This window comes from Kaistia defluvii (assembly GCF_040548815.1).
GTDB lineage: Bacteria > Pseudomonadota > Alphaproteobacteria > Rhizobiales > Kaistiaceae > Kaistia > Kaistia defluvii_A.
The window spans coordinates 1,390,962-1,417,910 of record NZ_JBEPSM010000001.1 but is presented as its reverse complement, the minus strand read 5'-3'; the positions used below and the strand labels follow the sequence as shown (position 1 = coordinate 1,417,910).

Sequence of the window (26,949 nt, the reverse complement as noted above, 5' to 3'; positions counted from 1 at the left end):
GAATACGCAGCTAGACCGATGGCTGGGCCGCGATCGCACGCGGGGCGTAGCCGTATCGCTTGCGGAAGGCGTAGGAGAAATACTGGCTGGAATTGAAGCCGCAGGCCATGGCGATGTCGGTGATGCTCGGCCGCTTGGCGTCCTGCAGCATGACGGTTGCCCGCTCCAGGCGCAGATGCTGGAGATATTGCAACGGGCTCATATTGGTCAGCAGCTTGCAGTAATCGGCAAAGCGCGTCCGCGACAGCCCGCATTCCTCCGCCATCAGCTCAAGCGTCCAGCTTTCCTCCGCCCGGCCAGGCAGCCGGCGCAGGAAGATGGCGACGGTGTTCTGGGCGGTCGAGAGGTTGGGATCCAGGGCCGGAACCTGCTCCATCATGCGGTCGATCAGGGCCAGCATGACGGTATTGATCGCCACCTTGAGCCGCGTCTCGCCCGTCTCCGGCGTCCGGTTCGCGAGGATGGGCGCGATCGCCTCGAAGGCGTTGGCAAGTTCGCTGTTGCCGTCCCAGACGGGCTGGTTGTTCTGCGTCAGGATCCGGCCCAGCGTGTGCGCCTCCTCCTCGGAAAACACCATCCACTCCGGCCAGCTCCAGCTTTCGTTGGGCCGCCGCAGGCCGCCATCGAGAATGAGCCAGAGCAGCCGGCTGGGGCCGACGACCGGGTCGCCGATCGAATGTAGCTGCCACGGACGGATGACGATGAACTGGCCCTGCCGGAGCAGATGCTCGGTGTCGTCCACCACCAGCCGCAGGCTGCCGCGCGACAGGAACGCGATCTTAAAGCCCTCGTTGCAATGCCGCTTCAGGCCCCAGGTCTGCTGGAACTTCGCGTCCCAGAAGCCTGTGGTGCAGATTCCGGGCAGCCGCTCGCCGAGAGACGTGCCGGGATAGCTGCCGCGCGTCCAGGCGCGCAGTTCGACTTCGCCCCGACCGGCGGCGATCTGTAGATCGCGGCAGTTATCGGCATACATCAGCGAGCCTGGCTGGCGGAACACGGTCGGCCTGGGCTTCGGGTCGATTTCCGCATTGACGTGCTTGTTCATGGTCCGCTCCCGGTTGCCCGGGTCCCCTCCGGGACCCAGAGCCGTTTTAAGCTATTTACCAATGTGGATTGTTGCAAGCCACGATCCCGGCGATGTGACACGGTCGACCTAGGGACTGGGAGGTCGGTCCAAATGCATGCGTCCGGGAGGGGCCGTTCTTGAAGGCTGCGTTCAATCTGCTTGTCGTGGGCGCCGAGATCACGGCCGAGCACGCGCCCTTGCTCGAGCGTCTCAAGGCGCTCGGCTATGACGGCGTCGAAGTGCCGGTCTTCACCGGCGACGTCAAACGTTATGCCGAGTTGGGCGCGCTGCTGCGCGACATCGGCCTTGCCGCGGCGACGGCGGGCACGGTCCCGGTCGAGGCCAATCCGATCAGCGCCGACCCGTCTGTGCGCGCCCGGGCCACGGAGCATCACAAATGGCTGGTCGATTGCACCCATGCCATGGGCGGCGAGATCATCGCCGGACCGGTGCATTCGCCCGTCGGGCATTTCACCGGCCTTGGCCCGAGCGCGGATGAACTCTCCTGGTGCGTCGAGGCGATGCGGTCCTTGGCGGAATATGCCGCGCCCGCCGGCGTCCTGATCTCCGCCGAGGCAGTCAATCGCTTCGAGTGCTACGTCATGTCGACCATGGCGGCGGCGTCGGCCATCCATAGGCGGGTGGATCACCCGAACTATGGCTACATGTTCGACACCTTCCACGCCAATATCGAAGAGAAGCATCCGGTCGAGACTTACGAAGTTTACCACCGGGAGATCAACCACTACCACATCTCCGAAAGCGACCGTGGCGTCCCGGGGACCGGCCATGTGCCGTTCCCGGCGCATTTCGATGCGCTCCGCCGCTGCGGCTATGACGGCTGGCTGACGGTCGAGGCGTTCGGCCGCTCGGTTCCCGAGCTTGCCGGCGCCACGCGGGTCTGGCGCGATCTGTTCGAGGATAGGGACCAGTTGTTCGCCGACAGCATCGCGCTGATCCGGCGCGAATGGCAGGCGGCCGGCGAGCGGGTCGCGGCGGAAAGCGTGGTCGCATGACCGCCGTTCTTGAAATGCGCGGCATTGGCAAGGCCTTCCACGCCGTCCAGGCGCTGGACGCGGTCGACTTCGACTGCCGCGCCGGGGAGGTGCATGTGATCTGCGGCGAGAACGGCGCCGGCAAGTCGACGCTGATGAAGGTATTGGGCGGCAGCTATCGCCCCGACAGCGGCGACGTGCTGCTCGAAGGCCAGCCTGTCCGCTTCCAACATCCGCGGGAGGCGAGGGCGGCCGGCATCTCGATCGTGCATCAGGAACTCAGTCTGCTGCCGTTCCGCACCGTGGCCGAGAACATCTTCACCGGCATGGAGCCGACGCGCTGGGGTTTGCTCGACCGACGGCAGATGCAGGACCGGTCGCGCGCCCTGCTGCAACGCCTCGGCGCCTCGATCCCGACGACCGCGCTGGTGGCCGATCTGTCGATCGCCGAGCAGCAATTGGTCGAGATCGCCAAGGCCATGCTGATCAACGCCAAGGTCCTGGTGATGGACGAGCCGACGGCGGCCCTCGACGATCGTGATGCCCGCGCCTTGCTGGATCTGGTCGGCCGGATGAAGGCCGAAGGCGTGGCCATCATTTATAGCTCGCACCGCATGCCGGAAGTGATGGCGATCGCCGACCGGGTGACCGTGCTCAAGGATGGCCGCCATATCTGGACGCGCGACCGGCAGGACGTGACCGTGCACGACATCGTCACCGCCATGGTCGGGCGCGAGTTGCAGGACTTCTACCCGCCACGCGGCGTTGCGAAGCCCGGCCTGCCGGTGTTGCAGATCGTCGGCGGTCACAACCGACATCTCCGCGACATCGACATGGTGGCGCGGGCTGGCGAGATTGTCGGCGTCGCGGGGCTCGAGGATTCCGGCAAGAACGCGCTCGCGCAGGCCCTGTTCGGCGATGCGCCGTTCGACCGCGGCGAATTCCGCATTTCCGGCAAGGTCGTCACCATCCATTCGGCGCGGCAGGCGACCGCGGCGGGGATCGGCTATCTGCCGGGAGATCGCAAGCGGGAAGGCATCGCGCCGCGCCAGTCGGTACGCGACAACGCACTGCTGACGCTGCAGGCGAGGGCGCCGGCCCTGCCCTCGCCGCATGGCGGAGGGCGAGCGCGATCGAAGGTCGATGAGAGCCTTCGGGCCATGGATGTGCGGGCGGGCGATTTCGGGCAGGAGATCGCGACGCTTTCGGGCGGTAATCAGCAGAAGGCGATCATCGCCCGCTGGCTCCTGCAGGATCCGCGCGTCTTCGTATTCGTGGAGCCGACGCGCGGCATCGACGTCGCCGCCAAGGCCGCGATCTACGAGACCATGCGGACGCTTGCGAATGAAGGCCGCGCCATCGTGATGGTGTCGTCGGACCTGCCGGAAATCGTCGGGGTCAGCGACCGCATCCTCGTCATGCACCAGGGTCGCATAGCCGGCGAACTGCCGGGCGGCGCCGAGGAAGGGGCTGTCATGGAATTGGCGCTTGGGGTCTCGGCTGCGGTTGCCGCGGGGAGGCCGTCATGAGCGTCGATACCGTTGCTGCCCCCCGGACGAGTCGTGGCTTCCGGGATCTGCCGGTGCCGCTTGTCGTCATCGCGCTCGCGGCCATCATCTACGTGACCGCCGCAGTCGTGACCGGACAGACGAACCAGATCTCCCTTGCTGGCCTCGCAGGGCTGCTGCAGCGGACCGTGGCGCTCGGGCTGGTCGGCCTGGGCCAGACCTTCGCCATTCTCGTCGGCTCGATCGATCTTTCCGTCGCGGCGCTGATCAGCACCGTCGCCGTGCTCGCCTCCTATCTGATGCAGGGCGATCCCGGCATGATCGTGCCGGCGGTCGCAGCCTGCCTGGCGCTTTCGCTCGTCATCGGCGCGATCAATGGCGGACTGGTCGCCTATTGGGGCATCAATCCGCTGATTGCCACCCTAGCGACCGGGCTCATCCTGCAAGGCTTGCTGTCGGCCGGCTTCACCTATCTCGGCGGCCGCGTCGCGCCGGAGTTCCAGGCCTTGGCCTATCAGGGGCTCTTCGGCGTGCCGCTGCCGGTGCTGCTGCTGGCAGTTTTTGCGCTGCTGGCCTGGTTCGTGCTGGCCAAGACGCGCTTCGGCGCGCATCTCTATGCGGTTGGCGGCAACCCGGATGGCGCCAAGCTCGCGGGCCTGCGGGTCGAGCGTTTCGTGCTGTCGGCCCACATCCTCGCCAGCCTGGGCGCTTGCATCGCCGGCCTCTATCTCGCCGCGCGCCTGCAATCCGGCACGCCTTGGATCGGCCGCGACGGCATCTACGATCTCGAATCCATCGCCATCGTCGTCATCGGCGGGACGGCGCTTTCGGGCGGCAAGGGCGGCGTGCTCGGCACCATTGCCGGCGTCCTGCTGTTTGCGAGCCTCGATGCCAGTTTCAACATGTTCGGCGTCGATGCCTTCCTGAAGCAGGTGTTGCGCGGCGCCATCGTCATCGCGGCGGTCGCGGTCTATGCGGTCCGCAACAAGGGGCACGTCGCATGACCGCCATTCCCGACACCGCCCGTCCGGCAAGGCGCATCTCGCTGCGGGGGCTCAATTTCGCGCTTCTGATATTCGTCGTCCTCTATGCGGGGATCGCGATCCTGCAGCCCAACTATCTCGACGCCGCGCTGTTCATGAACTTCCTGCGCCGCGCCGCCCCTCTGATCATCCTCGCCTGCGGCCAGCTCTACGTCATCCTGTCCGGCGGCTTCGATCTTTCGATGGGCGCCGTCGTAACCCTGGTCGTGCTGGCCGCGTCGATGCTGATCGGCGGTGATCCCACCATGACCTGGCCGGTGATCGCCGGGCTCTATGCGATGGGGCTGGCGGTCGGTCTCGCCAATGGACTGATCGTGTCGTTCCTGAAGGTGCCCTCGATCATCGCCACCCTGGGCATGATGCTGCTCATCAACGGACTGGCGCTTGCCTGGTCCGGGGGCGCGCCGCGCGGAGACCTGCCGGACAACTTCCGCGATCTTGGCCGACTGGTGCTGCGCGACGTGCCGCTGCTCGGCGTCCTGCCCATTGCGGTCATCATCCTGGTCGTTGTCACGGCTCTCGCGTGGTGGGGATTGCATGCGACCGCCTATGGCAAGCGGCTGCTCGCCGTCGGCGACAATCCGCGCGCAGCGGAACTCGCCGGTGTCCCGGTTAAGCCGACGCGTATTGCCGCCTTCGTCATTTCCGCGCTGTCAGCCGTCACGGCCGGCATCCTGATCGGCGGCTTCTCGGGCGTCTCGGTCAATGCGGGGCGGGGACTGGAATTGCAGGCGATCGCCGCCTGCGTCATCGGCGGGGCGCAGTTGCTCGGAGGGCGCGGCTCCGTCGTCGGCGCCCTGTTCGGCGCGCTCAGCCTGTTCGCGCTGTTCACCTTGCTCAACCTGCTCGGCCTTCCGCAGGCACTGCGCGACAGCCTGCAGGGCGTCATCCTGATTGCGGCCGTAGGGGCGAGCGTCCTGCGCCACCGCCGCTCAAGCTGATTGTCCGCTCCGGCGGCAATTCAAGAAGAAGTTCGTCAATGGAGAGGAGACGAGGGATGCAATTCAGATCGATTTTGGCGGCAACGCTGGCGGTCGCGTTTTCAACCGCTGCCTATGCCCAGGAATTCAACGATCCCGTCGAGTTCAAGAAGCAGCGCGACCTGCTCTCGACCAAGGCCGAGGGCCCGGATGGCAAGCCCTGGGAGCAGCATCTCGGCGGCGCGATGATCGATACCGCCAAGTTCAAGAAGGACGGTCCGCATACGATCTGCTTCTCGAACGCCGGCGTCTTCAATCCCTGGCGTGTGGTCGGCCTCAACAATCTGAAGGGCGAGGCCGCGCTTCAGAAGGACCGGATCAAGGAACTCGTCATCCTCGACGCCGAAGGCAAGGACGACAAGCAGATCTCCGACATCCAGTCGCTGCTCGATGGCGGCAAGTGCGACGTGCTGATCGTCTCGCCCACCACCACCGCCGCGCTGACGCCCGCGGTCGAGGCCGCCTGTGAAAAGCTGCCGGTCATCGTCTTCGATCGTGGCGTGAACACCAAGTGCCCCGTCACCTACATCCACCCCGTTGGCGGCTATGGCTTCGGCATCACCTCGGGCGAATTCATCGCCAGCAAGCTGCCGAAGGGCTCCAACGTGTTGGCGCTCCGGATCGTCGCCGGGGTTGACGTGCTCGAGACGCGCTATTCGGCCGCCAAGTCGATCTTCGACGAGGCCGGCATCAATGTGATCGGTTCGGAATTCACCGGCAGCGATCGCGCCAAGACCAAGTCGGTGGTCGAGGACTACATCAACCGTGGCCAGAAGATCGACGCGGTGTGGATGGACGCCGGTGATACGGCGACCGCCGCGCTCGAAGCCTTCGAGGATGCCGGTCTGCCCTATCCCGTGATCAGCGGCGAGGACCAGCAGGACTTCCTGCGCAAGTGGCAGAAGGAAAATCTGGTCGCCATTGCTCCGTCCTATCCGACCTATCAGTGGCGTACGCCTGTTATCGCGGCGCTCGATATCCTCGACGGCAAGTCGATCCCGGGTCCGGAATGGAACCTGCCGCAGCCGGCCATCACGCAGGAGACGCTGGCGAGCTATATCGACGAGCGCATGCCGGCGCTGCATTACAGCCTCTGCGGCTGCCAGGACCTGCCGGGCTACCCCGAGCAGTGGGGCGGCAAATAGGCTTGGCTCCGATGCAATCGGTTCCGTCCTGCAAGGGGCGGGGCCGGTTCCTCTCGCCAGCGCAGGACAAGAAGCGTCGCGAGCCCTCGCGACGCTTCTTTCGTTTCCGTCACCGCGCGCTATAACCTCATGCAAACATGAGGTTTTCAATGTCGGATCCAGAACGCAAGGCCATGCTGGCGGTGGGCGAGGTTGCCCGTCGCAGTGGGATTGCCGTCTCCACGGTGCATTTCTACGAGGCCAAGGGGCTGATCGCCGGCGAGCGTACGCAGGGAAACCAGCGGCGTTACCCCCGCTCGGTGCTGCGCCGGATAGCCATCATCCGCATTGCCCAGCGCGCGGGCATCCCGCTTGCCACGGTGAGCGAGGCGTTGCGCGACCTGCCGCACGATCACACGCCAAATGCGCGCGACTGGCGTCATTTCACCGAGACCTGGAAGGACATGCTGGAGGCGCGGATCGAGAGCCTGGTGCAGTTGCGCGACCAGCTCACCAGCTGCATCGGCTGCGGCTGCCTGTCCCTGGAAGATTGTCCCCTGCGCAATCCCGACGATGAACTGGGTCAGCGTGGTTCCGGCCCGCGCCGCCTGTTGCCCACCGAGGCGGCAAGCGATGCGGATCCGACCCTTGACCTCAACATTGGTTGAGGTTCTATAAGCCGTGTCGGTTGGCGACGACTCGTCGCCCAATGGAGTGCCGACATGAATTTTGATCTCGATGTGCCAGCGCCGACCGCTGGCCAGATGGTGGCGAGTGCGCCGCCGACTTCCCCCGCGGGTTGGGGCGAATTGCTGACCGGCAAGAACGCCATCTATGCGATCGCGCTTTCGGGCGGCGTCACACTGCATGCGGTGAACATGTATATCGCGACGACCGTGATGCCCTCGGTGATCGTCGATATTGGCGGTCTCGACTTCTATGCGTGGACCACCACGCTTTTCGTCGTGGCGTCGATCCTCGGCGCGGCGCTGACCGCCAAGCTGCTGCGAAGCGCCGGCCCGCGCGCCGCCTATGTCGTGGCGTCGATGCTCTTCGCCGGCGGGACGCTCATCTGCTCGCTCTCGCCCAACATGCCGGTCATGCTGGTCGGGCGGAGCGTGCAGGGGCTGGGTGGCGGATTCCTCTATGCGCTGGCCTATGGCCTGACGCGCCTGGTCCTGCCGGAACGGCTCTGGGGCAGGGCGATCGGGTTGGTGTCGGCGATGTTCGGCGTCGCCACGCTGGTCGGACCGGCCGTGGGCGGCGTGTTCGCTGAATATGGCGCCTGGCGGGCGGCGTTCTGGTCCCTGATCCCCTTGACGGTCGCTTTCGCGCTGCTCGCCTTTGCCACGCTGCCAAGAGCCAGCCGGGATGGGCAGGAACAACAGTCCGTGCCGCTGCTGCAACTCGTTCTTCTGACAGGGGCGGTGCTGGCAGTTTCGGCCGGCAGCCTTTCGGCGGAATTGTCGTGGAATCTCGCGGGCTTGCTGGCCGGTCTCGCCATGATTGCCCTGATTGCGGCGGCGGATGGCAGGGGCGGCACGCGGCTGCTTCCCAAGCGGGCCTTCAGCATCGCGACCCCGCTCGGCGCCTTGTACCTCACCATCGCGTTGCTGATGATCGGTATGCAGCCCGAGGTCTTCGTGCCCTATCTGCTGCGCCAGTTGCATGGCCAGTCGCCGATCTGGGCCGGCTATCTCGCCGCCCTGATGGCGCTTGGCTGGACGGCGGCGTCGCTGCTGAGCTCGCGCTGGCAGGAAAGCCATGGCGACAGGCTGGTTGTCGCCGGGCCGGTACTGGTCACGACAGGCCTGACGCTGTTCGCCTTCTTCATGCCGGTGCATGGCGCGGGCGACCCCGCCTATCTGCTGCCGATATGCGTCGGCCTCGTGCTGGTCGGGTTCGGCATCGGCCTCGCCTGGCCCAGCCTGGTGACGCGGGTCTATGGCAGCGTCACCGACGGTGATCAGGATCTGGCCGCCGGCGGCGTGACGACCGTGCAGCTCTTTGCCATCGCCTTCGGCACGGCCTGCGCCGGCATGGTGGCCAATTTCGCGGGAATCGCCGAGCCGGGCGGCATCGCCGGGGCATCGAAGGCGGCGCTTTGGCTGGGGTCCGTCTTCGCGCTGGCCCCGCTGCTCTGCATCGTCGTCGCGCTTCGGGCCGTCCGCCTGACATCGAAGGCAAGGCGTCGACCCGCCTGACCGGGACGCGAATGGAAGAGGCCGGCATCGCCAAGGCGGCGCCGGTCTTCGCTCCGCTTCAGGCACGGCAAGGGTTTGGCGCGTCCGCCCGAATGGCTATAAGGCCGCTTCAGATCCTCCCGGACGCCGCGGACCCCATGATTCGTCTCGATAACATCTCCAAGCAGAACGGCCATCAGATCCTCTTCATCGACGCGTCGATGGGACTGCAGAAGGGCGAGAAGGTCGGCCTCGTCGGACCGAACGGCGCCGGCAAGACCACGCTGTTCCGCATGATCACCGGCGAGGAGAAGCCGGACGACGGGCAGGTCTCGATCGATCCGGGCGTGACGATCGGCTATTTCAGCCAGGATGTCGGCGAGATGTCGGGCCGCAGCGCGGTGTCGGCGGTGATGGACGGCGCGGGACCCGTGAGCGAACTGGCCGCCGAGATGGCCGAGCTCGAGTCGGCCATGGCCGATCCCGACCGGATGGACGAGATGGATGCCATCGTCGCGCGCTATGGCGATATCCAGGGCCGCTTCGAGGAGCTGGATGGCTATGCGCTGGAGGGCCGGGCGCGCGAGGTGCTCGCGGGGCTGAGCTTCAGCGAGAAGCGCATGGACGGCGATGTCGGCGGGCTCTCGGGCGGCTGGAAGATGCGCGTCGCTCTCGCTCGGATCCTGCTGATGCGGCCGGATGGCATGCTGCTCGACGAACCGAGCAACCATCTCGATCTCGAAAGCCTGATCTGGCTGGAGGCCTTCCTCAAGGGCTATGACGGCGTGCTGCTGATGACCTCGCATGACCGCGAGTTCATGAACCGCATCGTCAACAAGGTGGTCGAGATCGACGGCGGTTCGCTCACCACCTATTCTGGCAACTACGATTTCTACGAGCAGCAGCGCGCGCTGGGCGAAAAACAGCGCCAGGCGCAGTTCGAGCGCCAGCAGGCGATGCTGCAGAAGGAAATCAAGTTCATCGAGCGCTTCAAGGCGCGCGCATCCCACGCCGCGCAGGTGCAGAGCCGGGTGAAGAAGCTGGAGAAGATCGACCGGATCGAGCCGCCGCGGCGCCGCCAGTCGGTGCAGTTCGAGTTCCGCCCCGCGCCGCGTTCGGGCGACGACGTCGTCAGCCTCAAGAACGTGCACAAGGGCTATGGCAGCCAGTCGATCTATGCCGGCCTGGATTTCCAGGTCCAGCGCAAGGAGCGCTGGTGCATCCTGGGCGTCAATGGCGCGGGCAAGTCGACGCTTCTGAAGCTCGTCACCGGCACGTCCGATCCGGACCAGGGGACGGTGACCCTCGGCGGCAGCGTCAAGATGGGCTATTTCGCCCAGCACTCGATGGAACTGCTCGACGGCGACGAGACGGTGTTCGAGTCGCTGGAAGGCTCGTTCCCGCAGGCGGGGCAGGGCGCGCTGCGGGCGCTCGCCGGCTGCTTCGGCTTCTCCGGCGACGATATCGACAAGCGTTGCCGCGTGCTGTCGGGTGGCGAGAAGGCGCGTCTGGTCATGGCCAAGATGCTGTTCGATCCGCCGAACTTCCTGGTGCTCGACGAGCCAACCAACCATCTCGACATGGCGACCAAGGAAATGCTGATCGCGGCGCTCTCGGAATTCGAGGGCACCATGATCTTCGTCTCGCACGATCGCCACTTCCTGGCCGCGCTTTCCAATCGCGTGCTCGAACTGACGCCGGACGGCATCCACCAGTATGGCGGCGGCTACAGCGAGTATGTCGCCAGCACCGGCAGCGAGGCGCCGGGACTGCATCCCGGCGGCTAGCTCTCACGGTTCGGCTGCGCTTCAGGCGACCTTGGCCTGGCGCGCGGCGCGGGCAGCCTCGAAGGCCGAGGTGTCGAGCTCGACGACGTCATAGGCCTGCAGGCTCGGCAGGTAGGTCTCGGCATCGTCGAGAAAGAGCTGGCGCGTGATGCCGAGCGCGATCCGGTCTGTGCTGAACTTCAACTGCGAGATGCCGGCCGCGCCGCCAAGGCTCGCCATGGCGCCGAAGGTGTGGCTGTAGACATGCTTAAGCCATGGCGCGCCGCCGGGCACCTTCTCGGTGAACTGGAAGCTGCCGGAGAGATAGGGATAGCCGGCCAGCGTCTTGTCTTCCTGGCCGGGCGCTGGCTGGAAGCGATCGGACCAGAGCGCGATCTTGTCGGCGAAGCCGGCGGTTTCCGGCCGATTGGTCAAGTCGATGACGAAGCCTGTCCCCACGATCAGGAAGTCGCAATCGAACGTGCCGCGCGGCGTCCTCAACCGGATCGCGTGGCCGTCGAAATCGACGCTATCGAACGGGCTGCCGAGATGCAGATCGAATTGATCGAAGCGGGCGCAGCGTTCGAAGGTGTCCTGCGGCGGCGGCTGGTTCATGCCGAGGAAGTGCCGCATGAACGACCATTTCTGCGCATCGTCCAGATCGCCGAAATGGCGCATGAAACCGACAAATTCGATCCAGCGGTTCGGATTGATCCGGGGCAGGACGCGGCGACGCGCGAACAGGTCGACGGAGGCCGCGCCATGCTCCAGCGCGGTCGCGGCATTGTCGAAAGCCGAGGCGCCGGCGCCCAGTACGGCGACGCGCTTGCCCTGGAGGGCCGCGAAGTCGATGGCCTCGGAGGTGTGCGCATAGCGCTCGCGCGGCAGAGCCTTCTCGATGAGCGCGGGAACGGCCCAACGCCCGGCGCCTTCGATGCCGGTCGCCAGGACGACATTGCGCGCCAGGATCGTCTCGACCACGCCGCCAATCCGGGCGGCGACCGCGAGGTAGCCGTCCTCGCGGGGCGCGATGTCGACGACTTCGGCGTCGTGGGTCGTGGGGATGCCGACCGTGTGCCGCATCCATTCGAGATAGTCGTGCCAGTCGCCGCGCGGGATCTTGCCGAGCCGGGCCCAGGCTTCCTTGCCGTATTTTGCCTCATACCAGGCCCGGACGGAGAGGGCGGCCGTGCCGAGCTCGGGGCCGGAGACCGTCTTGGGCGTGCGCAAGGTGTGCATGCGGGCATAGGTCTTCCACGGCCCGGCGCGGCCGGCCGGGTTGCGATCGAGCACGCGGATATTGGTGACCCGCTCCTTCATGAGGCGAAACGCGAGGGCGAGGCCGTTCTGGCCGCCGCCGACGATGACGACGTCATGCACGGGCTGGCCGTCCACGAAACGCGGCGTCACCCATTCGCGCGCCGGATAGTTGACGCAATCGAGCTCGAAGCGGGCGCGCTGCGCCAATTCGTCGAGTTCCCGGGTGTCCTGTGTCATGCCTGCTGCTCCGTGATCGCGCGCGCCGGCCGCCCGGTGGTCCGGGCGGCGCGGTCACGTTCGATCGAAGCAAGTGTCGTACCAGCGCAGGAAGGCGCCGTTGCGCGCGCTATCCCTTGGCGAGCGCCACGACCGGATCGAGCCGGGAAGCGTTGCGCGCCGGCAGATAGCCGAAGACCACGCCGATCAGGCTGGAGCAGAAGAAGGCGACGACGATCGAGGTGGTCGAGTAGATCAGGCTGAAATTGGAGCTGAAGGCGCTGAAAACGGCGCCGAAGCCGAGCGCCGTGCCGATGCCGATCAGCCCGCCGATAAGACAGACGAGAATCGCCTCGATCAGGAACTGTTGCAGGATGTCGCCCTGCCGCGCGCCCACGGCCATGCGCACGCCGATCTCCGAGACGCGTTCCGATACCGAGACCAACATGATGTTCATGACGCCGATCCCGCCGACGATCAGCGAAATGACCGCGATCGAGGCGACCAGCAGCGTCAGCGTCGCCGTCGTGGCGGTGATCGTCTGGCGGATGTCGTCGGTGTTGAGGATGAAGAAGTCCTTGGTGCCGTGTCGTTGGGTCAGGAACGTCGTGACTGCGGCTTCGGCGAGGTCGGTCGGCACGTCGTCGCTGACGCGGACCGTGATGGAGCGCAGCGAGGGGCTGCCGAGGAAGCGGGCCTGCACCGTGGTGTAGGGCAGGAACAGCGACAGATTCTGGCTTGAGCCGAAGCCGCCCTGCTGCGGCTTGGCGACGCCGACGATGCGCGCCGGCACCTGGCCGATCAGGATGACCTGGCCGACCGGGCTGCCGTTGAAGTCGGAAAACAGCGCCTTGCGGGTGTTCTCGTCGATGACGACGTCCTGCGCCATCGTCCGCACGCTTCCCGCGTCGAAGAACTGGCCGGCCGCAAGTGTCGTGCCCTTGGCGGCGAAGTACTGTTCGCTGACGCCATTGACGAGCGCGCTTGCCTCCTTGGAGCCGAAGCGGACCGAGCTGCTGGTGGAGACGGTGGGCGTCACCGCCGCGACATAGGGCTGCTTCGCCAGTTCGTTGGCGTCGGCCACGACCAGCGTCGTGATCTTGCCGGAGCGTATGTCGCCGAAATCCTTGCCGGCGAAGATCTCCAGCGTGTTGGTGCCGAGGCCTGAGATGTTGGCGAGCACCTTCTGGCGCGAGCCTTCGCCCAGCGCGACCACGCTCACCACCGACGCGATGCCGATGATGATGCCGAGCATGGTGAGGAAAGTGCGCAGCTTGTGGGCGCGCATCGACAAGAGCGCCATGCGCAGCGCTTCGCCGGCGCGGTCGAGGATCGAGGTCCAGCGGCGACCCTTGGACCTTGCGGGCGATGTGCCGCGATCGGAGGCCGGGGCAGGGATCTCCTTGGCCTTGCGCGTATCCGAGATGATGACGCCGTCGCTGATCTCGATGATGCGTTCGGCGCGGGCTGCGACCGCCATGTCGTGGGTGACGATGATGACCGTCTTGCCCTCGGCATGGAGCTCTTCGAGGATCTTCAGCACTTCCTCGCCGCTATGTCGGTCGAGCGCGCCGGTCGGCTCGTCGGCGAGGATGACGTTGGCGCCGTTCATCAGCGCGCGGGCGATCGAGACGCGCTGCTGCTGGCCGCCGGAAAGCTGGCCCGGGCGATGGTCGGTGCGGTCGGCCATGCCGAGCCGGCCCAGCAGGGCGGCGGCGCGAACCTGCCGGTCCTGCGGGGATTGGCCGGCATAGACGGCGGGGATCTCGACATTGCCGAGCGCGGTCAGTTCGGCCAGCAGGTGATAGCGCTGAAAGATGAAGCCGAAATGTTCGCGCCGCAGCGCCGCCAGCTCGTCCGGCTCCAGCAAGGAAGTCTCCCGGCCGGAAATGCGATAGCTGCCGGTCGTCGGCCGGTCGAGGCAGCCGAGAATGTTCATCAGCGTCGACTTGCCGGAGCCGGAGGCGCCGACTATGGCCACCATTTCGCCGGCGGCGATCGAGAGATCGATATCGCGCAGGACCGCGATCGTTTCCTCGCCGGAGGGAAACTCGCGCCGGAGACCAGTCAGCTTGATCAGCGGCTCCGTGGCCGAAGGGGCGTGCATCGGCTCAGAACCCCATGGGCGGGCCGCCCATCCGGCGTCCGCCCGGGGCGCGCGCCGTGGCCGATCCCTCGCCCGTCACGACCTTGTCGCCCTTCTGCAGGCCGGAGCGGACTTCGGCGATCACCTTGTCGTTCAGGCCGATTTCGACTTTGCGGGGCGAGATCTTGTCGCCCTCGACGACCCGCACCGTATAGCTGCCATCGGCGTTGCGGGGCCCAAGCGCCACGGCCGGCACGATCAGGGCGTCGTCGGCGCGGCCGAGCACGATGTGCACCTCCGCAGTCATGTAGGTGCGGAGCCGGCCATCCTCGTTCGGGACGTTGAAGATGCCATTGTAATAGATCGCCGACGACGTCGCGGAGGACGAACTCGTGGTGGCCGACGTGCTGAAGCTGCTGTCGTTGCGGATAGATTCAGGCGCCGGCTCGATCGAGGCGAGGGTCGCCTCGTAGCGCCGCTCGGGATCGCTCAGGATGGTAAAATAGATCGGCTGGCCCGCCTTCACGCGGACGATGTCGGCCTCGGAGATTTCGGCACGAACCGTCATCACGTCGAGCTGGCCCATGATGACGATGGTCGGCGCCGACTGCGCGGCGTTGACCGTCTGGCCTTCCTGCGTGACGACGGACAATACGGTGCCATCGATCGGCGCGGTGATCTGCGTGTAGCCGAGATTAGCCTCGGCGGTCGAAACGGCGACTTCCGACTCGATGATGCTGGCGTCGAGCGCTTCGATCTGGGCGCGTGTCGTCTTGACGTTGGCCTCGGCGGTCTCGAAATCGGCCTGCGAGACGGCCTTCTGCGCCAGCATGGACTTCTGCCGTGCTAGCGTCTGCTCGGCCAGCCGCAGCGAGGCTTCCTTCTCGACACGTTGCGCGCGGATGTTGGCAAGCGCGGCTTTGGCGGTGCGGAGCGCGTTTTCCTGCGTCACCGAGTCGATCTCGGCGATCAGGTCGCCCTTCTTGACCTGCTGGCCCAGCTCGACCTTGAGCGATGTGACCCGGCCGGAAACCTGCGCGCCGACGGCAACCAGCTTCGACGGCTTCAGCGTGCCGGTCGCCAGAACGGTTTCCTCGACGGCGCCGGTGGAGACGATCGCGGTCATCATCGGCGGTGCCTCGGGGCCCGTGAAACTGGACCGGAAGAAATAGCCGACGCCCGCCAGCACGATCAGCGCAACGACCAGGAGGGAGATGCGGGACTTTCGTCGCGGGGATTTCGGGCTCATGCGGACGGCTTTCGAACAGGTTGTGGGAGACGCCGGGACCGGGTGCGCGATCGGTCGGCGCACGACGTCGGTTGGGCGGTGTCGTCGGAAAGGGCGGCGGCGCGGTGTGGACTAGGGCCGGGCAAGATGGGGGCCCGTCCGCTTGTCGACGATGACCGGCCGCGAACTGTCGATCGCGCCGTCCCAGCCGCCGCCCAGCGCCTTGTTGAGCGCGATATAGTCCGTAGCGATGGCGACCCGGCTCTCGATCCGCGCGTCCGACGCCGAATAGAGCGAGCGCTCGGCAGTGAGCACGTCGAGGAAACTCGACGAGCCGGCCTGGAACAGCGTGCTGGCGAGGCGGTTGGCCTCGGCATAGGAGCGCGCCGCGGAGGCGAGCTTGCCGGAGCGGATGCGCTCCTGCGCCAGCGCGACAATGGCGTTCTCCACGTCTTCCAGCGCGGAGAGCACGGCCGCCTGATAGGCGATGAAGCTCTGGTCGCGCTGCGCCTGGGTCACCTCGACGGCGGCCTTCAACTGTCCGGCATTGAAGATCGGCACGGTCAGGCTGGGGCCGAAGGACCAACTGATCGACGAGCCCTTGCCGAGGTCGCCGAGCTTGGCGCCGCTGGTGCCGATGTTTCCGGTGAGGCTGGCGCTGGGATAGCGCGCCGCTTCCGCCTGGCCGATCTTCGCCGTGGCGCTGGCATATTGCGCTTCGGCAAGGCGGACGTCCGGCCGGGCCGTCAGCACATCGGCCGGGATGCCGGTCGGGATCGGCAGGCGAGGGGCGGGAACCGGCTTCGGTGCCTTCATGCGGTCGACGAGCGCGCTCGGCGCGCGGCCGGTCAGGACGGAGAGCCGATGCACGGTTTCGGCATAGGCGGCTTCGAGCGACGGAATGCCGGCCTCGGTGCTGCTGGCCTGGCCCTCGGCGGTCGCGACATCGGCGGCCGTGGCGCCGCCGGCCTCGAACTTGTTGCGGGTGATCGCCGCCGTCTCCCGCTGCGAGGCGGCAGTGCGCTTGGCGAGCGTGATGCGTGCCTGATAGCCGCGCGCCGAGACATAGTTGGTGGCGACGTCGCCGATCAGCGTCAGCAGCGTGGCGCGCAGCTCTTCCTCAGCCGCATCCATGCCGTAGCGGGCCGCCTCGACCGCGCGCTTGTTGCCGCCGAACAGGTCGAGCTCCCAGCTGGCGTCGAGCCCGGCCTGGAACTGGTTCGAGACATAACCGCCGCTCTTGCCGCGATCGGCGCCGGCCGAGCCATTGGCGGAGGGAAACAGGGCGCCGACCGTCTGGCGGTAGCTGGCGCGCGCTTCGCGGATGCTGGCCTTGGCGCTGGCGACGTCGAGATTGCCGGCGACGGCCTCGTTGACCAGTTCGTCGAGCATGGGGTCGCCCAGCCGCCGCCACCATTGCGAGAGTTCCGGCGGCTTGGACGGCTTGGAGGCGGTGCCGCTGCCCCATTTCGTCGGCAGCGAAAGGTTGGGCTTCTGGTAGTCCGGTCCGACGACGACACAGCCACCCAGCGCCGTCGTCAGCGCGAGCAACAGCGCCAATCGGGGCAGGGACGTGCGACGGCGGAGCCCCCGGCCCTGTCCATCGGGCATCGAGCGCGGAGCGGCGGTCAGGCCGGCGGCCGGAAGCCTTTGAACAGTCAAGGGTGAATCCACGTTAATGATAATGCAACCGAAGCTATATTCGGCGTGCCATCTGCAGGTCAATCGCACCGGACAGGGCGCATGGCCGCATGCCCTGGGTGACGGGGCTTTCTGGCACGCGGATGTGCCCGCGCCGCGCGCAGCCCGTTATGATCCGCGGAGGGAATCGGCGGCCTGTTCCGCCGCCGCTGAGATCGACAGGAGAGACGGCGTGACGGTTACCATCTACGGCATCAAGAACTGCGACACGATGAAGAAAGCCCGGCAGTGGCTTGATGCGAAAGGCGTTTCCTACGCGTTCCACGACTACAAGGCGACCGGAATCGACCGGGCGCATCTCGACCGCTGGGTCGGCGAGCTCGGCTGGGAAACCGTGCTGAACCGGGCCGGTACCACCTTCCGCAAGCTCGCCGACGCGGACAAGCAGGATCTCGACGCGGACAAGGCGATCGGCCTGATGCAGGCGCAGCCCTCGATGATCAAGCGCCCGATCGCCGATCTCGGCGACGGTCGACTGCTGATCGGCTTCAAGCCGGAAGCCTATGAGGCGGCCTTCCAATAGCCGAAGTCTATGCGGATATAAGGATATCTTTATATCCGACTTGACGGACCACAGCGCTGTCCCTAGGAGTGGTTCGTCGTGGTTCCCTGGGCCGTTTGCGCGGCGCCAGGGCTAAGAGGGAATCCGGTGCGTCTCGTCCGAGGCAATACCGGAGCTGCCCCCGCAACTGTGAGCGGCGAGCCCGGGTCCAATTCGTGTCACTGAAGCGATCGCTTCGGGAAGGCCGGACCGGGGCGGCGACCCGCGAGCCAGGAGACCTGCCGCGACATCATAACGTCCCTGGGCGGGGTGTCCCGGTGGTGCGCTTGCGCCCGCCGTTCCGACGCCGGGACCTCACGCATGCGTCCGCTCGGCCTTTGCCCCCAAACAATTGGGGTAAGCCGATGTCTTTCTCTTCTCTTCCCGTTGCCACGCTCGGCACGCCGCGGATCGGTCTGCGCCGCGAGCTCAAGACCGCGCTGGAAAGTTACTGGTCCGGCCTGTCGAACGCCGACGACCTGCTCGCCAGCGCCGCTGCACTGCGTGCCGCCAACTGGGCGCGCCAGCACGCCCATGGCGTCACCGTCATCCCTTCGAACGATTTCTCGCTCTACGACCATGTGCTCGATACCAGCGTCATGGTCGGCGCGATCCCGGAAATCTATGGCTGGCCCGGCGGTCCCGTGCCGCTCGACATCTATTTCGCCATGGCGCGCGGCAGCCAGGGCGATGCCGGACATGCGGATTGCGGCCATTCTCACCACGGCGCCGCCCAGGGCGTGCCGGCGCTGGAAATGACGAAATGGTTCGACACCAACTATCACTACATGGTGCCGGAATTCACGGCCGGTCAGCGCTTCAGCCTCGCCTCGATCAAGCCGCTCGACGAATATCTGGAGGCGAAGGCGCTCGGCTATGAGACCCGTCCGGTGCTGCTCGGACCGGTGAGCTATCTCAAGCTCGGCAAGAGCAAGGACGCCTCGCTCGATCCGCTGTCGCTGCTGCCCGGCCTGCTGCCGGTCTATGTCGAGATGCTGCGCCGGTTGGCGGCAAACGGCGCCGACTGGGTGCAGATCGACGAGCCCTGCCTGGTGCTCGACCTCGACGACAAGACGCGGCAGGCGCTTCGTGTCGCCTACGGCATGTTCGCCTATGCGCTGCCGAAGCTGAAACTGATGCTGACGCCCTATTTCGGTGCGCTCGGCGACAATCTCGATACGGCACTGGAACTGCCGGTGGCGGGCCTGCATCTGGATCTCGTCCGCGCCCCGGAGCAGCTGGACGCCGTGCTGGCCAAGGCGCCGCGCGGGCTTGTGCTGTCGCTCGGCGTCATCGATGGCCGCAACATCTGGCGCGCCAATCTTGCCACCCTGCTCGACCGGCTAGAGCCGGTAGTCGCGCGCCGCGGCTTGGACCATATCCAGATCGCGTCTTCCTGCTCGCTGCTGCATGTGCCGATCGATCTGGAGCTCGAAGCGGAACTCGACGCCGAACTGAAGAGCTGGCTGGCCTTCTCGGTCCAGAAGATGGACGAGTTGGCGACGCTCGGACGCGCGCTTGCCGGAGGCCGGCAGAGCGTGACGCCGGAGATCGCCGCCTCGGTGCTGGCAGCCAGCACGCGCGCGTCGTCGCCCCGCGTGCATGATGCGGCGGTGGCTGCGCGTTCCGCCGCCGTCACGGCCGAGCACGCCCGCCGTACCAGCCCGTTTGCCGAGCGGCGCAAGCTGCAGCAGGCGGTGCTGGACCTGCCTTCCTTCCCGACGACGACGATCGGTTCGTTCCCGCAGACGTCAGAGGTGCGCAAGGCGCGTGCGGCGCATGCCAAGGGCGCGCTGGACGAGGCTGCCTATGAGGCGTTCCTGCGGCAGGAGACGGAAGCCGCGATCCGCTGGCAGGAAGAGATCGGGCTCGACGTGCTGGTGCATGGCGAATTCGAGCGCAACGACATGGTGCAGTATTTCGGCGAGCAGCTTTGCGGCTTCGCCTTCACCAAAGCGGGCTGGGTGCAGAGCTATGGCTCCCGCTATGTCCGCCCGCCCATCCTGTTCGGCGACGTCTCGCGGCCAAAGCCAATGACCGTCGCCTGGTGGGCCTATGCCCAGTCGGTCACGGACAAGCCGATGAAGGGCATGCTCACGGGGCCGGTGACGATCCTCAACTGGTCGTTCGTGCGCGATGATGTTCCGCGCAGCGTCGCCTGCCGGCAGATCGCGCTCGCCATCCGCGACGAGGTGCTGGATCTCGAAAAAGCCGGCGCGCGGATGATCCAGATCGACGAGGCGGCGCTTCGCGAGGGGTTGCCGCTGCGGCGTGGCGAGTGGAGCTCCTATCTCGACTGGGCCGTGGAGAGCTTCCGGCTCTGCGCCTCGGGCGTTGCCGACCGGACGCAGATCCACACCCACATGTGTTACTCCGAGTTCAACGACATCCTCGACGCCATCGCGGCGATGGATGCCGACGTGATCTCGATCGAGACCTCGCGCTCGAAGATGGAACTGCTCGAAGCCTTTGTCGGCGACAATTACCCGAACGACATCGGCCCGGGCGTCTATGACATCCATTCGCCGCGCGTCCCGGCCGTGGCCGAAATGACCGACCTGCTCGGCAAGGCGGCCGAACGGCTCCGGGCCGGGCAGATCTGGGTCAATCCGGATTGCGGGCTGAAGACCCGCAAGTGGGAGGAGGTCCGTCCGGCGTTGATCAACATGGTCGCCGCCGCCCGGCAGCTGCGCGCACGCTTCGCTGAAGCCGCCGAATAGCGTCTCCTTTCCAATCAGACATGCCGGGGAGAGATCTCCGGCATGGCGAGGCCCTGGCGCCGACAAAAGCGAATCCGGTCAGAGCTTTGCGCGGTTATCCTCGCAGCGCGCGCAAGGCATTCAGGATCACGGCGACGTCGATCGCCTCCTGCAGCAGCGCGCCCTGCAGCGGCGGCAGGTAGCCGAGCGCGGCGGCGATCATGGCGAGGATCGACAGCCCGAGGCCAACGACCACGCTCTGCAGGGCAATTTTTGCCGAGCGATGCGATATGCCGATCGCGTCGGCCAGGCGGTCGAGCCGATCGACCAGCAGCACGACATCGGCGGATTCCGACGAAGCCGCCGCGCCGCGTGCGCCCATGGCGACGCCGACATCGGCGACGGCAAGAGCCGGCGCATCGTTGACGCCATCGCCCACCATCATGACGGGGCCGGCCGCGCGGGCGGCCAGCACGACATCGACCTTCGCCTGCGGTGACAGATCGGAGCGCAGTTCGTCGAGACGCATCTGGTCCACGATCGGTCGGGCGACCGCGGCGCGGTCGCCGGTGGCGAGCACGATGCGGTCGATGCCGGCCTTGCGTAGTCGATCGATGACCGATGCGGCATCGGTGCGGAGCGGGTCAGAAAGCACGAGAATGCCCGCCAGCGTGCCGTCGACGACGACGTCGATCGTCGCGGTGCTGCTCGGAAAGCGCGGCGTCACCCGGTTAGGCGGGAGGGTGATGTGAGACTTGGCGAAGGCGCTGCCACCGACCGCGACCCGGCGGCCGTCCACGACGCCGGAAAGCCCCGCGCCGGCCATCTCGTCGACCTCGGTCGGCGTCGAAAGCTGAAGCGAGCGGGCGTGCGCCGCCTGGATCAGCGCCTGCGCCATGACATGGGTTGACGCCTGGTCGAGCGAGGCCGCCAGCCGCAGTACCTCATTGGCGTCGAAGGTCGGCGCGACCCAGGTGTCGGTCAGTTCCGCGTGGCCATGGGTCAGCGTTCCCGTCTTGTCGAGCACGGCGACGCGGGCGCGGCCCAGCGCTTCCAGAGCATCCCCGCCCTTGACCAGCACGCCCAGCTTGGCGGCGCGCGATATGCCGGCGATGATCGCTACCGGAACGGCGAGGATCAGCGGGCAGGGTGTCGCCACCACCAGCACGGCGAGCGCCCGGATCGGATCGCCGCTCCAGATCCATGCGCCACCCGCCAGAAGCAGCGTCAGGGCGAGGAACCAGAGCGCATAGCGATCGGCCATGCGCACGGCCGGCGCCTTGGATTGCTGCGCCGCCTCGACGAGGCGGACGATGCCCGCATAAGCGCTTTCCGCCGCCGGTCGGGTCGCGATCAGATCGAAGGAAGAGCCGATCCCCATCATGCCGCTCAGCGCTTCGTCATCGGCCGATAGCCTGACCGGCATGGATTCGCCCGTCAGGGCCGACGTGTCGATCTGGGCACTTGCGGAGGCGATGCGGCCATCGACGGGCAGGACCTCGCCCTTGCGGATCAGAAGCCGGTCGCCCGGCTTGATCGAGTCGATGTCGACCTCGCGCAATCCGTCTGCCGTGTGCAGCATCGCGGTTCGCGCGACCCGGCCAAGCAGGGCCGTCATCTCCAATCGCGCGCGTCGCTCGGCGTAGTTCTCGAGAAACTGCCCACCCGCATACATCAGCGCCACGACATTGGCGGCGAGCGGCTCGCGGAAGATCAGAGCCGCCGACATCGAAAGCGCCGCGATGATGTCCAGCCCCGCATCCCCGCGTCGGAGCGAGGTGACGATCTGGACCAGCAGGCTGAGAAGGACGGGGAGGGTGGCGAAGCCCCAGACAAACGATGCCGATCCCCGGCCGCCGACGAAATAGAGCATCAGTCCGGCCGCGAGTCCGCCAAGCGCGGCCGCCAGGAGCGCGACATTGCTGGACCAGATCGGCCTGCGCTTTTGCGGCATGGGTAGCGAGATCCCCCAGACGGTGTGCGTGGGCGGCGATGGCGAAGACGAAGGGCGCGGTTCCGATAATGCCGCGCCGCGTGCGACACCAGCGCATTTTGTCATGGCTGTCGATGGGGGACGGTGGAACTAGGCTACGCCAGGTGCCGAATTTCCGGATTGCAGCACTTCCTTCAGCACGACCGCCTGATTGTGCGCCTCATCCTTGGCCCCGTAGAGCAGCGTAGTGACTTGGCCGGCGCATTTTTCCCGCAGCGCGGACACAGCCTCGGGATTGGCGGCCAGTTCCTGGCGGTAGCGGAGGACGAATTCGTCCCAATTGGCCGCCTCGTGATGAAACCACTGGCGCAGTTCGGTCGAGGGCGCGACATCGCGCGCCCAGAAATCGACCGCGGCGCGCGCCTTGGAGACGCCGCGCGGCCAGAGCCGGTCGACGAGCACCCGGAAGCCATCTTCCGGACTGACGGGCTCGTAGATGCGCTTCAGCTGAATCATGCGGCGATCATCCGACGAAGCCGGTTTCTCGTCCAGACCCGAGCCTCGCGCTCGATTTTAACCCTTGGCCGGGGCGAGCGTCTTGGGCGGCGTCTGCTGCGCCCGCTGGCCAAACCAGATGCTGCCGAGCACGGCGACCATGCCGAGCCACTGGGCGGGGCTCAGCGTCTGGTCGAGCCACCACCAGCCGAGGATCACGGCCGTCAGCGGGCTCAGGAAGCCGAGCGGCGATACCGTGGCGGGGCCGAGCCTCTCAATGCCGCGGAACCACAGCGTATAGGTCAGCGCCGCGCCGATGAGGCCGAGATAGACGAAGCCGACAATGTTGGCGCCTGTGAGCGGGGGGAGCGCTGGCTCCAGCCAATAGGCTAGCGGCAGCAACAGGATGCCGCCGGCGGTCAGTTGCCACGCGGTGAAGGTGAGGGGCGATACCGGCGGTTGCCAGAGCCGCGTCAGCACGCTGCCGCAGGCCATGGAGAGCGCCCCGGCGAGGCCCGCCGCGACACCCACTGGATCGAGGCTCGCCTGCGGCGTCAGGATCAGCAGCGCGACGCCGCCAATGCCCACGATCGCCGCCAGAATGGCCGCGACGCGCACCGCCGTGCCGAGCAGCGCCCGCGCCAGCAGGATCACCACCAGCGGCTGGATCGCGCCGACCGTCGCCGCGACGCCGCCCGGCAGGCGATAGGCCGAGACGAACAGCATCGCCCAGAAGATCGAGAAATTGAGCGCCCCCAGCACCAGCACTCGTCCCCACCAGACGCCATGCGGCAGCTTGCGCACCACCAGCAAAAGCAGGATTCCGGCCGGCAGGGCGCGCAACACGGACACCGTCAGCGGGTAGCCGGCGGGCAACAGCTCCGTGGTCACCAGATAGGTGCTGCCCCAGATCGCCGGGGCGATCGCCGTCAGCAGGAGGTCGAGATTGCGGTGCATGGCGCGAGCCTCGGTAATTTATCTTGACATCAAGATACCCAGATATGTCTTGACGTCAAGATATCTTCGATGGGACGATGCGGGCATGGACGCTGTCGACGAAATCCTGGCGCAATGGAACCGCGAGCGGCCCGATCTCGATTTCGGGCCGATGGGGCTGATCGGCCGTCTTGGCCGAATCGTGCACTTTCTGACGCGCGAGATGGACAAGACCTTCGTCGAATATGGCCTGACCGGCGCGAGTTTCGACGTGCTGGCGACGCTGCGCCGCTCCGGCGCGCCCTATAGCCTGTCGCCGGGCGACCTGCTTTCGACGATGATGATCACCTCTGGCACGCTGACCAACCGGATCGACCAGCTCGAAAAGGCGGGGCTGGTGGCGCGGTCGCACAACCCCGATGACCGCCGCAGTGTTAGCGTCCTGTTAACCCCAAAGGGCCTCGCGACGATCGAAGCGGCGGTGACGGCGCATGTCGCGACGCAGAAGCGGCTGATCGCGCTGCTGTCACCCGACGAGCAGGCGGCGCTCGATCCCTTGCTGCGAAGTTTCCTCGCCGGCATCGCCGGACGCGCGTCAGGCTGAAGCCGTGTGCCGGGCCTCGTGGTCGAGCAGCCAGCGCTTGCGCGCTGTCCCGCCGCTATAGCCGGTCAAGCCGCCATCGGCCCCGACGAGCCGGTGGCAGGGGATGATGACGCACCACGGATTGGCGCCATTGGCGTGGCCGACCGCCCGCGCCGATTGCGGCCGCCCCAGCCGTTCGGCCAGCCGGCCATAGTTGAGGGGGCTGCCGGGCGGGATGGTGCGCAGAGCCTGCCAGACCGTCTGCTGGAACGGGGTGCCGCCGGATCGAACCGCGATCGCATCCAGGGCGGCGAGGGCGCCGGCGAAATAATCCCGCAGGCTCGCGGCGATGGCAGCCGGGACCGCTTCCCGCGTCAGCGCATAGCCGCCCCGACCCAGCCGGCGATCGAGCAGCCGCGCCAGCCGATCTTCGCAATCGGCGAAATCCGCCGCGCGCAGAAAACCCTCTCTGTCGGCGACCAGCAGCATGTCGCCGATCGGCGTCGGGATGACCTCGAGCGACAGGCGGATCGCGCCGCCGCTTGCCGCAGTCGTCCCGAAGCCGGCCGGGCGCGGGTCGGCGTTCATCCGCACGCTTCCTTGTCCAGCAGCGCCCGCTTGCGCTCGACGCCCCAGCGATAGCCCGACAGCGCGCCGTCATTCCGCACTACGCGGTGGCAGGGGATCGCCACCGCGATGGCATTGGCGGCACAGGCGCCGGCCACCGCCCGCACCGCCTTGGGCGCGCCGATGCGGCGGGCAATGTCGGCATAGCTCGCCGTCTCGCCGGGCGGGATCTCGCGCAGCGCCTGCCAGACCCGCTGCTGGAAGGCGGTGCCGCGCACGTCGAGCGGCAGGTCGAGCCCGAGTTTCGGCGCCTCGACGAAGCCGACCACCTGCGCCACCAGCCTTTCGAATTCGGCGTCGCCGCCGATCAACTCGGCCTTGGGAAACCGGTCCTGCAGCTCGCGCGCCAGCGGCTCGGGGTCGTCGCCCAGCGTGATGGCGCAGATACCCCTGGAACTGCGGGCGACCAGGATGGCGCCGAGCGAACATTGCCCGATCGCGAAGTGGATCCGCGTGTCGGCGCCGCCGGCCCGGAACGCTGTTGGCGTCATGCCGAGCACGGCGTTCGAGGTCGCATAGAAGCGGCCGCTCGACTGGAAGCCGGCATCATAAATCGCCTCGGTGACGCTGCCGGCCCCGCCCGCCAGTTGGTTTCGCGCGCGCGACGAGCGGTGCGCCGCCGCATAGGCCTTGGGCGTCACCCCGGTCAACGCCTTGAAGATGCGGTGAAAATGGAAAGGACTGAGGCCGACCGCGCCGGCGAGCTTGGCGAGCGACGGCTCCGTCTCGGCCTCCTCCAGGATCCGGCAGGCGCCGGCCACGATTTCGGCATGCTGCTCGGCCAGCGACGCGGCGTTGGGCGTGCAGCGCCGGCAGGCGCGGAAGCCTGCCGCCTCCGCGTCCTCGCAGGCGTTGAAGAAGCGGACATTCTCCGGCCTGGCGTGGCGGGAAGGGCAGGAGGGCCGGCAATAGATTCCGGTGGTTCGGACCGCGAAAACGAACGCGCCGTCGAAGGCGCGATCGCGCGCCAGCACCGCCCGCCAGCGCGGATCGCGCTCGACTGGCGCAAGCGCATCAGCGGGCGCGGCGGCCTCGGCGGGGGCAGGGACGTCTGGGTGCAGGGCGTGGGCCATGGGCATCATCCTTCGCATGGATCATGCTCCCTAGGTAGGCCCCGGAGACTCCGCGCGCACTCCGGGCCTTGCTTTTGAATTTTTTGGGGGAAGCGAGGAGCTTGGCCCCTGTCCCCTGGCTTTGCGCTCCATTTCCGGCAGTCTTCGCCAATTGCACTTTTCCTCAACAGTTACCGTTGGCGCTCTGAGCGAGAAGGGCCGAGTAGGGGTGGGAAGCGTCCTGGCTGTTTATGGGCGGCGGGACTGACACAGCGGCCGTTCTATGGCCGAAGACTGCAGGTTCGCGGCAGGTGGGACATGTGATAAAGCTTTTGGTTGGACTGCAAAGGCAAATGGAATAATGCTTCGTGGAATATTTGGATCGATTAGAGTATAATCGTCATGGCATTCTCGAACCCGCAAGTATACATGGACGAACTCGCGGCGCCACTCTGCCGTCGTTTCGAGGCGGAGCCGACCGCCTACGACCTTGCCATTTCTGCCTGCATAATTCTGTACCACTTTGCTGATGTAGTGGCGCACGTCCGAAGCGGAAAGCCGCACGACGTCGCGGAGGAAATTGCAGCGAAGGTCCCAGCCTTCCACACGATCCGGGCAATTGCCAACGCCGGCAAGCACGTAGAGCTTACACGCCACCCGAAATCCGAACTAGTTGGGTTGCGTGCTGAGCACCTGGTCAGAGGGAAGGGGGCGGCGTTTGACAGCGGGTCTTACTATTCCGATGTCACGACGCATTCTGACGCAGGCGAGACTGTTGTGGTAGCTACACCGGATGGAGAGAAACACGATGTGCTGCACGTCTGCATGTCTGTGCTAACCGCAATTTCCAATGAGCGGGGGTTCTTCGAGGTATAGCGCCTGTTGAGGGCTGCAGTCCGCGAAATACTCTATAAGCGTCACCGCTTT

22 protein-coding genes and 1 riboswitch are annotated in these 26,949 nt (G+C 66.7%); of the genes, 12 read left to right on the top strand and 10 right to left on the bottom strand.

Annotated features, from left to right (window positions below; all coding sequences use genetic code 11):
• Window positions 1-10: 10 nt before the first annotated feature.
• On the bottom strand, window positions 11-1,045 hold the full coding sequence (locus ABIE08_RS06635) for a helix-turn-helix transcriptional regulator (RefSeq protein WP_354549666.1): 1,035 nt from the start codon (window positions 1,043-1,045) through the stop codon (window positions 11-13).
• A gap of 158 nt (window positions 1,046-1,203) precedes the next feature.
• Between ABIE08_RS06635 and ABIE08_RS06630 the strand changes: the two genes are divergently transcribed.
• From ABIE08_RS06630 to ABIE08_RS06595, 8 genes are all read left to right on the top strand, one after another.
• Window positions 1,204-2,082, top strand: coding sequence for a sugar phosphate isomerase/epimerase family protein (locus ABIE08_RS06630; protein WP_354549664.1), 879 nt, complete (start codon window positions 1,204-1,206; stop codon window positions 2,080-2,082).
• Window positions 2,079-3,590, top strand: coding sequence for a sugar ABC transporter ATP-binding protein (locus ABIE08_RS06625; RefSeq protein ID WP_354549662.1), 1,512 nt, complete (start codon window positions 2,079-2,081; stop codon window positions 3,588-3,590). The genes ABIE08_RS06630 and ABIE08_RS06625 overlap by 4 nt, the downstream gene beginning before the upstream one ends.
• Window positions 3,587-4,573: an ABC transporter permease gene (locus ABIE08_RS06620; protein ID WP_354549660.1), complete on the top strand. Its 987-nt coding sequence runs from the start codon at window positions 3,587-3,589 to the stop codon at window positions 4,571-4,573. The genes ABIE08_RS06625 and ABIE08_RS06620 overlap by 4 nt, the downstream gene beginning before the upstream one ends.
• Window positions 4,570-5,553 carry an ABC transporter permease gene (locus tag ABIE08_RS06615; RefSeq protein ID WP_354549658.1) on the top strand — a complete coding sequence of 328 codons (984 nt, stop codon included), beginning with the start codon at window positions 4,570-4,572 and terminating at the stop codon, window positions 5,551-5,553. Before ABIE08_RS06620 ends, ABIE08_RS06615 begins: the two co-directional genes overlap by 4 nt.
• Window positions 5,554-5,609: 56 nt before the next feature.
• Window positions 5,610-6,737: a substrate-binding domain-containing protein gene (locus ABIE08_RS06610; protein ID WP_354549656.1), complete on the top strand. Its 1,128-nt coding sequence runs from the start codon at window positions 5,610-5,612 to the stop codon at window positions 6,735-6,737.
• A 149-nt stretch (window positions 6,738-6,886) separates the two neighbouring features.
• On the top strand, window positions 6,887-7,384 hold the full coding sequence (gene soxR, locus ABIE08_RS06605; protein WP_354549654.1) for a redox-sensitive transcriptional activator SoxR: 498 nt from the start codon (window positions 6,887-6,889) through the stop codon (window positions 7,382-7,384).
• 54 nt (window positions 7,385-7,438) lie between these two features.
• The gene (locus ABIE08_RS06600; protein ID WP_354549653.1) at window positions 7,439-8,920 is read left to right on the top strand and encodes an MFS transporter; all 1,482 of its coding nucleotides are present in this window, start codon (window positions 7,439-7,441) and stop codon (window positions 8,918-8,920) included.
• Between the two features lie 137 nt (window positions 8,921-9,057).
• Window positions 9,058-10,686: an ABC-F family ATP-binding cassette domain-containing protein gene (locus ABIE08_RS06595; RefSeq protein ID WP_354549651.1), complete on the top strand. Its 1,629-nt coding sequence runs from the start codon at window positions 9,058-9,060 to the stop codon at window positions 10,684-10,686.
• 21 nt (window positions 10,687-10,707) lie between these two features.
• Here the strand turns inward: ABIE08_RS06595 and ABIE08_RS06590 are convergent, their stop codons facing one another.
• The 4 genes from ABIE08_RS06590 to ABIE08_RS06575 form a co-directional block, all read right to left on the bottom strand.
• Entirely contained in the window at window positions 10,708-12,162 is a 1,455-nt protein-coding gene (locus tag ABIE08_RS06590; RefSeq protein ID WP_354549649.1) for an NAD(P)/FAD-dependent oxidoreductase, read from the bottom strand.
• A gap of 109 nt (window positions 12,163-12,271) precedes the next feature.
• Window positions 12,272-14,248, bottom strand: coding sequence for a MacB family efflux pump subunit (locus tag ABIE08_RS06585; protein ID WP_354549647.1), 1,977 nt, complete (start codon window positions 14,246-14,248; stop codon window positions 12,272-12,274).
• 4 nt (window positions 14,249-14,252) lie between these two features.
• Window positions 14,253-15,476: an efflux RND transporter periplasmic adaptor subunit gene (locus ABIE08_RS06580; protein WP_354549646.1), complete on the bottom strand. Its 1,224-nt coding sequence runs from the start codon at window positions 15,474-15,476 to the stop codon at window positions 14,253-14,255.
• A 111-nt stretch (window positions 15,477-15,587) separates the two neighbouring features.
• The gene (locus tag ABIE08_RS06575; protein ID WP_354551602.1) at window positions 15,588-17,066 is read right to left on the bottom strand and encodes an efflux transporter outer membrane subunit; all 1,479 of its coding nucleotides are present in this window, start codon (window positions 17,064-17,066) and stop codon (window positions 15,588-15,590) included.
• 262 nt (window positions 17,067-17,328) lie between these two features.
• Here ABIE08_RS06575 and ABIE08_RS06570 point away from each other — a divergent pair, with 262 nt between their 5' ends.
• Window positions 17,329-17,679 (top strand): ArsC family reductase, encoded by a 351-nt coding sequence (locus ABIE08_RS06570; protein ID WP_354549644.1) that lies wholly within the window; start codon window positions 17,329-17,331, stop codon window positions 17,677-17,679.
• Between the two features lie 62 nt (window positions 17,680-17,741).
• Window positions 17,742-17,958: riboswitch (cobalamin riboswitch) on the top strand.
• Between the two features lie 104 nt (window positions 17,959-18,062).
• A complete protein-coding gene (metE, locus tag ABIE08_RS06565; RefSeq protein WP_354549642.1) occupies window positions 18,063-20,417 on the top strand; it encodes a 5-methyltetrahydropteroyltriglutamate--homocysteine S-methyltransferase in 2,355 nt (784 codons plus the stop codon).
• A gap of 94 nt (window positions 20,418-20,511) precedes the next feature.
• Here metE and ABIE08_RS06560 read toward each other — a convergent pair whose 3' ends face one another.
• From ABIE08_RS06560 to ABIE08_RS06550, 3 genes are all read right to left on the bottom strand, one after another.
• On the bottom strand, window positions 20,512-22,350 hold the full coding sequence (locus tag ABIE08_RS06560; RefSeq protein ID WP_354549640.1) for a heavy metal translocating P-type ATPase: 1,839 nt from the start codon (window positions 22,348-22,350) through the stop codon (window positions 20,512-20,514).
• A gap of 129 nt (window positions 22,351-22,479) precedes the next feature.
• Window positions 22,480-22,845 (bottom strand): DUF488 domain-containing protein, encoded by a 366-nt coding sequence (locus tag ABIE08_RS06555; protein ID WP_354549638.1) that lies wholly within the window; start codon window positions 22,843-22,845, stop codon window positions 22,480-22,482.
• A 57-nt stretch (window positions 22,846-22,902) separates the two neighbouring features.
• Window positions 22,903-23,781: an EamA family transporter gene (locus ABIE08_RS06550; protein WP_354549636.1), complete on the bottom strand. Its 879-nt coding sequence runs from the start codon at window positions 23,779-23,781 to the stop codon at window positions 22,903-22,905.
• Between the two features lie 85 nt (window positions 23,782-23,866).
• Between ABIE08_RS06550 and ABIE08_RS06545 the strand changes: the two genes are divergently transcribed.
• A complete protein-coding gene (locus tag ABIE08_RS06545) occupies window positions 23,867-24,364 on the top strand; it encodes a MarR family winged helix-turn-helix transcriptional regulator (RefSeq protein ID WP_354549634.1) in 498 nt (165 codons plus the stop codon).
• Here ABIE08_RS06545 and ABIE08_RS06540 read toward each other — a convergent pair.
• Window positions 24,356-24,931 (bottom strand): methylated-DNA--[protein]-cysteine S-methyltransferase, encoded by a 576-nt coding sequence (locus ABIE08_RS06540; protein WP_436409506.1) that lies wholly within the window; start codon window positions 24,929-24,931, stop codon window positions 24,356-24,358. The two genes, ABIE08_RS06545 and ABIE08_RS06540, sit on opposite strands and share 9 nt — an antisense overlap.
• A complete protein-coding gene (gene ada / locus ABIE08_RS06535; protein WP_354549632.1) occupies window positions 24,928-26,043 on the bottom strand; it encodes a bifunctional DNA-binding transcriptional regulator/O6-methylguanine-DNA methyltransferase Ada in 1,116 nt (371 codons plus the stop codon). The genes ABIE08_RS06540 and ada overlap by 4 nt, the downstream gene beginning before the upstream one ends.
• Before the next feature lie 381 nt (window positions 26,044-26,424).
• Between ada and ABIE08_RS06530 the strand changes: the two genes are divergently transcribed.
• Complete coding sequence (locus ABIE08_RS06530; RefSeq protein ID WP_354549630.1) at window positions 26,425-26,898, top strand: hypothetical protein; 474 nt, start codon at window positions 26,425-26,427, stop codon at window positions 26,896-26,898.
• Window positions 26,899-26,949: the final 51 nt, after the last annotated feature.

Bases quoted from the DNA above. Each gene is read 5' to 3' on its own strand.
- metE (WP_354549642.1), top strand. From the start codon at position 18,063: ATGTCTTTCTCTTCTCTTCCCGTTGCCACGCTCGGCACGCCGCGGATC.
- ABIE08_RS06540 (WP_436409506.1), bottom strand. From the start codon at position 24,931: ATGAACGCCGACCCGCGCCCGGCCGGCTTCGGGACGACTGCGGCAAGC.
- ABIE08_RS06575 (WP_354551602.1), bottom strand. From the start codon at position 17,066: ATGCCCGATGGACAGGGCCGGGGGCTCCGCCGTCGCACGTCCCTGCCC.
- ABIE08_RS06585 (WP_354549647.1), bottom strand. From the start codon at position 14,248: ATGCACGCCCCTTCGGCCACGGAGCCGCTGATCAAGCTGACTGGTCTC.
- ABIE08_RS06530 (WP_354549630.1), top strand. From the start codon at position 26,425: ATGGCATTCTCGAACCCGCAAGTATACATGGACGAACTCGCGGCGCCA.
- ada (WP_354549632.1), bottom strand. From the start codon at position 26,043: ATGGCCCACGCCCTGCACCCAGACGTCCCTGCCCCCGCCGAGGCCGCC.
- soxR (WP_354549654.1), top strand. From the start codon at position 6,887: ATGTCGGATCCAGAACGCAAGGCCATGCTGGCGGTGGGCGAGGTTGCC.
- ABIE08_RS06580 (WP_354549646.1), bottom strand. From the start codon at position 15,476: ATGAGCCCGAAATCCCCGCGACGAAAGTCCCGCATCTCCCTCCTGGTC.
- ABIE08_RS06545 (WP_354549634.1), top strand. From the start codon at position 23,867: ATGGACGCTGTCGACGAAATCCTGGCGCAATGGAACCGCGAGCGGCCC.
- ABIE08_RS06560 (WP_354549640.1), bottom strand. From the start codon at position 22,350: ATGCCGCAAAAGCGCAGGCCGATCTGGTCCAGCAATGTCGCGCTCCTG.
- ABIE08_RS06625 (WP_354549662.1), top strand. From the start codon at position 2,079: ATGACCGCCGTTCTTGAAATGCGCGGCATTGGCAAGGCCTTCCACGCC.
- ABIE08_RS06620 (WP_354549660.1), top strand. From the start codon at position 3,587: ATGAGCGTCGATACCGTTGCTGCCCCCCGGACGAGTCGTGGCTTCCGG.
- ABIE08_RS06600 (WP_354549653.1), top strand. From the start codon at position 7,439: ATGAATTTTGATCTCGATGTGCCAGCGCCGACCGCTGGCCAGATGGTG.
- ABIE08_RS06615 (WP_354549658.1), top strand. From the start codon at position 4,570: ATGACCGCCATTCCCGACACCGCCCGTCCGGCAAGGCGCATCTCGCTG.
- ABIE08_RS06590 (WP_354549649.1), bottom strand. From the start codon at position 12,162: ATGACACAGGACACCCGGGAACTCGACGAATTGGCGCAGCGCGCCCGC.
- ABIE08_RS06635 (WP_354549666.1), bottom strand. From the start codon at position 1,045: ATGAACAAGCACGTCAATGCGGAAATCGACCCGAAGCCCAGGCCGACC.
- ABIE08_RS06555 (WP_354549638.1), bottom strand. From the start codon at position 22,845: ATGATTCAGCTGAAGCGCATCTACGAGCCCGTCAGTCCGGAAGATGGC.
- ABIE08_RS06610 (WP_354549656.1), top strand. From the start codon at position 5,610: ATGCAATTCAGATCGATTTTGGCGGCAACGCTGGCGGTCGCGTTTTCA.
- ABIE08_RS06595 (WP_354549651.1), top strand. From the start codon at position 9,058: ATGATTCGTCTCGATAACATCTCCAAGCAGAACGGCCATCAGATCCTC.
- ABIE08_RS06550 (WP_354549636.1), bottom strand. From the start codon at position 23,781: ATGCACCGCAATCTCGACCTCCTGCTGACGGCGATCGCCCCGGCGATC.